Raw genomic sequence first — 6,544 nt, forward strand, 5'->3', positions numbered from 1 at the left:
AAGTTAGAACCTATTGCCATGCAAGAATACATGACATTGGTTGCAGATCAAGAAAAGCTAATGACGTATAATGTAAATACAAATACGTTGTTTAGTACTTTAAAGAGTGCTTTTAATGAACGAGAAGTGTTATCAATTGTAGACAATCAAAACTTTGTTCCCGTAATTTTAGGAGGAAGTGCAAAGTATTTAAATGATATTTTAAATGAAACAACGGTTATTTCTAGAGACAGTGCTGTTTTTCAAGTAAAAAACTTTATTAAAACAGTAAAATCAGAAGATTTAAAAACAATTACAGGTGGTAATGAAGGTGAATATTATCCAGTAGCATTTCATATAAATGATTCTCAAGTAGAAGCTAGTATTATCGATATAAAGAAAGTAGTTGGTAAGAATTCACAATATGATGTAAATTTTTCTGGAAGTTTTTTTTCTAACCAAGAATTAATGAGCGAATTAAAAATAGTCTTATTAATTTCTTTAATACTACTGTATTTTATTCTAGCATCACAATTTGAATCTTTTGTTTTACCGTTAATTATATTGTTAGAAGTACCTATAGATTTAGCAGGAGCATTTTTATTTTTAAAACTTTTTGGTATGAGTATTAACTTAATGTCTATGATTGGTATTGTAGTAATGAGTGGTATTATTATTAACGATTCTATTTTAAAAATAGATACCATTATTCAACTACAAAGACAAGGATATCCTTTAATGAAAGCATTATTAGTTGCAGGTCAAAGACGTTTAAAACCCATTTTAATGACCAGTTTAACAACAATTCTAGCATTAGTACCTTTATTATTAACTAGCGGAATAGGAGCAGAATTACAAGCACCTTTAGCAATAGCGTTAATTGGAGGTATGCTTTTGGGTACAATCATCAGTCTATATTTTATACCCTTATGTTATTATCAATTTATGAAGAAAATATGATTCATTATATAAAATTAAAACAAGTAGCTATTGGAGTTTGTTTCTTATTCAATTGTGCAAAAATTAGTGCGCAAAAAAAAGAGACTTTATCCATTCCGCAAAACATAACGTTAAACGATGTTTTAAAACTGGCGGGTAAAAACTCCTTAGATATTTTTAAGGCAAAACGAAATTATGGCGTTAATTATTGGGAATTTAGATCTTATAAATCAAGTTTATTACCTAAAATAGATTTTACTACTAGACCTTTTACATTCAATAGTGCTTTAATAGAACGCTATGATTCTGAACAAAATATAGATGTGTATAGGCAGCAACAAACCATTAATAGTTTTGCAAACCTTTCTATAAGCCAAGATATAAGGGCAACAGGTACAAGTGTATTTTTAAATTCTAGTTTTAATAGATTGGAGAATTTTGGAGATTTTGAAACCAAAAGTTATAATGCAACGCCAGTTAGAATTGGTTTGGTACAACCTATTATGGCTTTTAATAGGTTTAAATGGGAACAGAAAACAGCACCTTTAGAATTTCAAAAAGCAAAACAAGATTTTTTGTATGAGCTTCAAACCATTAATTTAAAAGCGGTTAATTTATTTTTTAACTGGGCTTTAGCAAGTAAAAAAGTAGCAATAGCAGAAGAAAATAAAACTACTGCTAAAAAATTATTCAATATTGGTAAACAGCGATACGCTTTAATTGCTATAGAAAGAGATCAGCTTTTAAATTTAGAATTAGATGTGTACAATGCAAATACTAATTTAACTCAAAACCAACAAGCATTACAAAAAGCTACTGCAGCATTAAAATTATTTTTAAGAGATAAACTACCAACTGGTGCAATGCCAACACTACCAGAATTAATATCAGACTTAAGCATAAATTTAAATAAAGCTATTGACTTAGCATATAAAAATAACCCAGATATTTTGAACCTAAAGATTAAAAAAATTGAAGCGTTAAGAAATCTAGATCAAGTGGTTAAAAACAATCGATTCGATTTGTCTTTAACTGCTAGTTATGGTTTAAACCAGCAAGCTGATACTTTTGTAGATGCTTATGGCAGATTTTTAGACCAACAGAATGTAAGTATTCAATTTAGTATTCCTGTTTTAGATTGGGGAGAGCGTAAAGGGAAAATTAAAACTGCTATAATGAATAAAGAGGTGGTAGATATAGAACTCCAACAAAACGAAGAAACCTATAAACAAGATATTACACAAAATGTGCTAGACTTTAACATTCAGCATGAGTTGGTGTTAGGAGCATTAAGAACAAATGAAATCTCTAAAGAATCCTATCATTTAACTGAAAAAAGATTTTTATCTGGTAGTGTAGATTTTTTAAATTTGACATCTTCTAGAAAAGCTTGGCAACAAGCCAATGAAAACTATATACAAGCATTGCAAAGTTATTGGGCATTATATTATAAAGTACAGCAATTAACTCTCTATAACTTCATTGATAATACTCCATTACTACAAGATTTTAAAACCATACTAGACAATTAATTTAAGAAAACGCTATGACTTATTTTGAAAGAAAAGAAAAAGAAACTCATTTATTGTATTTAATAGAGCGTAAAAGATTATGCTCATTAGAAAAAGTAGCAAATGACTTTGAATGCAGTATAAGAACGATTAAAAGAATGTTAACCAGTTTAAGACTTGAGGGCTATAATATCTGTTATTGTAAAAAAAGTAGTAAATATTTTCTTGATAAATAGCAGAGTGACAGAATTTGTCCCTCTTAGAGTTTAAATTTGTATGAATAAAATTTTGGAAGTAAAAAAACCTCTGAGCATTCAGTTGTTAAAAAAGAGTTTCACAAATTGTTTAACTAAAATAATAGCCTATGTAATAAGCCCAAACCACCCAGAGGAAGTCTTTAATTTTTTATTGACTAAATGGTTGCTAAAAACAAGTAACTATTTAATATTTTTAAAAGTAGTATTTCCTTATAAGACTTTAATGAAGAATAAAATAATTAAAATTTAATAAAATGAAAAAAATAATAGGAATTTTAGGAGTAGTTGCTATAGTAATGACTATGTTTATGAATATAAATATTAGTAGCTCAGATAATAATTCGAAATTCAGCGATTTGACATTACAGTCTTTTGTTAAATCTGCATATGCTCAGACAGAATGTGATGGTCCAACATGTGTCCCTGTAGATTGTCCTTGGTGGAATCCTTTTTGCGATGATTGGGATGGTTCGGATGGTGTTACAACTTACGAATATATTGGTTTAGGTTGTGTTACTTGGGTTACAGATTGTTATCCTGGTAGCGGATCTTGTAGTGAAGGTTCAGGTGTTAGCTGTTCATAAAATTAATATAATTAAACCAATCCGAAGGATATATTATATGTTTTTAATAATGTATATAGATTGCTTCGGATTATTCAAAGATATTAAGTACAATTAAATAATTATTATGAATAATAAAACCATTTCATTTATTTTATTTTTTCTGATTGGTCTCTTTTCTTGTAAAAATCAAAATCAAAATAATGTAAAATCAATAATTTCAAAAGCTATTAAAATTGATCTATCTGAGTTTAAAGAATTATCAAAAAATAATTTTTCTTTAGTTAAAGATGTAGCTTTTTTTCAACTTGAAACTAATGAAAAAAGTTTGATAGGAAGTGTAGATAAAATACTTGCAACAGATAAAGGTGTTTTTATTTTAGATACTAAAAGTACTAATTCTATTTTTAATTTTGATTTTTTAGGGAAATTTTTAGGGAAGATTGGAAGTGAAGGAAATGGTCCTGGAGAGTATAGTTTTCTTGGAGATATGGATGTGGATTATAAAGGAGACCTTCAACTTTTAGATTTGAGAAAAAGTAAGATTTTAAAATTTCAAATAGATGGTAAGTTTATAAATGAGAAAAAATTTGGATTTATGACTTACAAATTTGCGGTATTAAATAAGAATTCATATATTTTTGATCAAGGAACAAGAGATAATTCTAGATTTAGAAATGATATAAATTTAGATTATAAATTAATTACTTGGAATCCAAATCTACAAAGATTAAATAAATTTTTAAAGTATACAGATGTATATGATTCTCCCAATTATCCATTACCTAATACTCATAACATTTATAGATCTGGCGAAAAACTAAACTATTTGAAACCATATGAATATAATATATACAACTTGAGTTCGGAAGATAAAATTATAGAAACTTATGATATTGATTTCGGAAAACACAAAATTCCAAAATCATTTTATTTAAAATATTCTAACGCTAATGAAGCTAAGAAAATAGTGTTTGATTTTCGAAAAACAAATTTTGCCCATAGTATTATTAATATTTTTGAAACATCAAAATATTTAAGCTTCAATTTTAGTGCTGGGAGTAATCTTTATTGGGTAGCAATATCAAAAAATGATAATTCTTTTTTTGTAAAAGACCTTTCTAAAATGGATTTAAATGATTATCCATTTTTATTGTGTCCAAATGCAGTAATTAATGATCAGTTCATTACAATATTAAGACCAGAATATATACCATATCTCATTGAAAAATATGGAGAGGAAAAGATGAAAGAAGTTGGTCTTTCAATTTTAACAGAACACAAATTAAATATGAACCCAATAATGGTTAAATGGAATTTGAAAAATTCATTTCAATAGATAAAGGATTTAAATTTACTTAATGAATAATCAAATAAATATTTCCGATAATTTAACAATGACTTAACTTCTTTTTTGTTAAAAATTAATCAAATTAGGAAAACTGTTGTATTCAACCAATAAGAAATAGAAAATAGTTTCAACGTATTAAGTCAATGAAAAAAAACATAATAGTTTTTGTATTTATTATTTTTATTTTGAATGATTTATCTTGGTTAGCTCTTACCTTAACATTATTTGCTATAATATATTTTGGAATGTTAAAAGTAATATTTCTAATGGAAATCCCTTTCTTTAAAAAATCAGCTAAAAGAGTTTTTATTTTTATTTTTTTATTTTCAATAGTTATCAGTTCAAAATTATTAGTTTTTGATATTTACAAAATTCCAAGTTCATCAATGAAAAACACGTTGTTTCCAAATGATGTAATTGTTGTAAATAAACTAAAATATGGCCCCAGATTACCACGCTCACCTTTTGATATTCCTTTGGTAAATATTGGGTATTATTTTAATGAGAATGCTAGAAAAAGAATAAAACAATATTGGTGGCCTTATAAGCGTCTCTCTAGTACAACAGAAATAAAACAGGGAGATGTTATCGTTTTTAATTCTAATTGGCGTAAAGATTTTTTTTTGGTAAAACGTTGTGTTGCTTTACCAGGAGATACTTTAAATATTGAGGATGGAGCTGTTTATACAAATAGCACCTATTTTAATAATTCTAAAAATGTAAAACACAATTATACTTTTAATGTTATAAATAAAAAAGGGCTGTATAGATCTTTAGATTCCTTGGGTTTTAATAGTGTTTCTATAAGTCAAGAAAAATTAGATGTATATCAATCAAATTTATCTCAATTAGAGTTGGAAAGATTAAAAAAGACTGGTGTAATAGAAAATGTTAAGCTTAAAATAGATACTTTAAATAGAAAAGGGTTGTTCTTTCAACCAATGCATAATAATTGGTCGTTAGATAATACGGGGCCTGTAATAGTTCCTAAAAAAGGGATGCAAATAACATTAAATGAAGAAAATTTTTCTATCTACAAAAAAGCAATTCGTAAATCTGAAAAATGTAAGTTGGCAAAACGTAATGGAGCGTATTATATAAACAATAAAAAGGCAGAAACCTATACATTTACCCAAGACTATTATTTTATGATGGGAGATAATAGAAATTATTCGAATGATTCTAGATATTATGGTTTTGTCCCAATACAAAATATTGTTGGTAAGGTACAATGTGTGCTGTATTCTAATTATCAAGATAAACTTCAATGGAATCGCTTTTTTAAAAGTATAAATTAATATGAAATTTAAATTTTCATCATTTTCTATAATTATTCTATTTGTTTGTCTGTCAATTATTGGTGCTTGTTTAATTCCTTTATTAAATGTACAATTAGCGCCTTCAAAAGTTTTACCTTCCATAAATGTAAGTTATAGATGGCAAGATGCTTCTGCAAAAGTGATAGAGCAAGAAGTTACTGCAAAGTTAGAAGGTGTTTTTAATACGGTTAAAGGCATAAAAAATATACGATCTACCTCTAATAAAGGGCGTGGAAATATTGCTATTGGGTTTAAAAAAAACACCAATATGGATGCCGTTCGTTTTGAATTGGCAAATCTTATTCGTCAATCGTATTCAGAACTTCCAGATGGTGTTAGTTACCCAAGTTTATCACTAAGTACACCAAATGAAAATAAGGCGCCTATTTTATCCTATAGTATCAATGCTATTGAAAGTGCTAATTATATTAAAAAATATGCAGAAAAACATATTTTACCTCAGTTATCAACTTTAAAAGGGATTAGCAAGGTTACTATTTATGGAGCTGCTCCTTTTGAATGGGTGATAACATACAATACGAAGAAACTGTTGCAATTAAAATTATCAGTAAATGATATTCAAAAAGCAATTAATGTATATCTTAATGAACAAGAAGTAGGAAGT

6 protein-coding genes are annotated in these 6,544 nt (G+C 27.1%); all 6 read left to right on the top strand.

The window, feature by feature from the left end; genetic code table 11:
• On the top strand, nucleotides 1-939 hold a 939-nt coding region (locus ABJG40_RS13920), incomplete at its 5' end, for an efflux RND transporter permease subunit (RefSeq protein ID WP_348025197.1).
• On the top strand, nucleotides 909-2,450 hold the full coding sequence (locus ABJG40_RS13925) for a TolC family protein (RefSeq protein ID WP_348025198.1): 1,542 nt from the start codon (nucleotides 909-911) through the stop codon (nucleotides 2,448-2,450). The genes ABJG40_RS13920 and ABJG40_RS13925, both read left to right, overlap by 31 nt.
• A gap of 490 nt (nucleotides 2,451-2,940) precedes the next feature.
• Nucleotides 2,941-3,270: a hypothetical protein gene (locus ABJG40_RS13930; protein ID WP_348025199.1), complete on the top strand. Its 330-nt coding sequence runs from the start codon at nucleotides 2,941-2,943 to the stop codon at nucleotides 3,268-3,270.
• A 106-nt stretch (nucleotides 3,271-3,376) separates the two neighbouring features.
• Entirely contained in the window at nucleotides 3,377-4,588 is a 1,212-nt protein-coding gene (locus ABJG40_RS13935; protein WP_348025200.1) for a 6-bladed beta-propeller, read from the top strand.
• A 155-nt stretch (nucleotides 4,589-4,743) separates the two neighbouring features.
• The gene (lepB, locus tag ABJG40_RS13940; protein WP_348025201.1) at nucleotides 4,744-5,898 is read left to right on the top strand and encodes a signal peptidase I; all 1,155 of its coding nucleotides are present in this window, start codon (nucleotides 4,744-4,746) and stop codon (nucleotides 5,896-5,898) included.
• A 1-nt stretch (nucleotide 5,899) separates the two neighbouring features.
• Nucleotides 5,900-6,544: efflux RND transporter permease subunit (locus tag ABJG40_RS13945; protein WP_348025202.1), on the top strand; the 645-nt coding region annotated here is incomplete at its 3' end.

It is taken from the genome of Polaribacter sp. (assembly GCF_039939415.1).
Classification (GTDB): Bacteria; Bacteroidota; Bacteroidia; order Flavobacteriales; family Flavobacteriaceae; genus Polaribacter.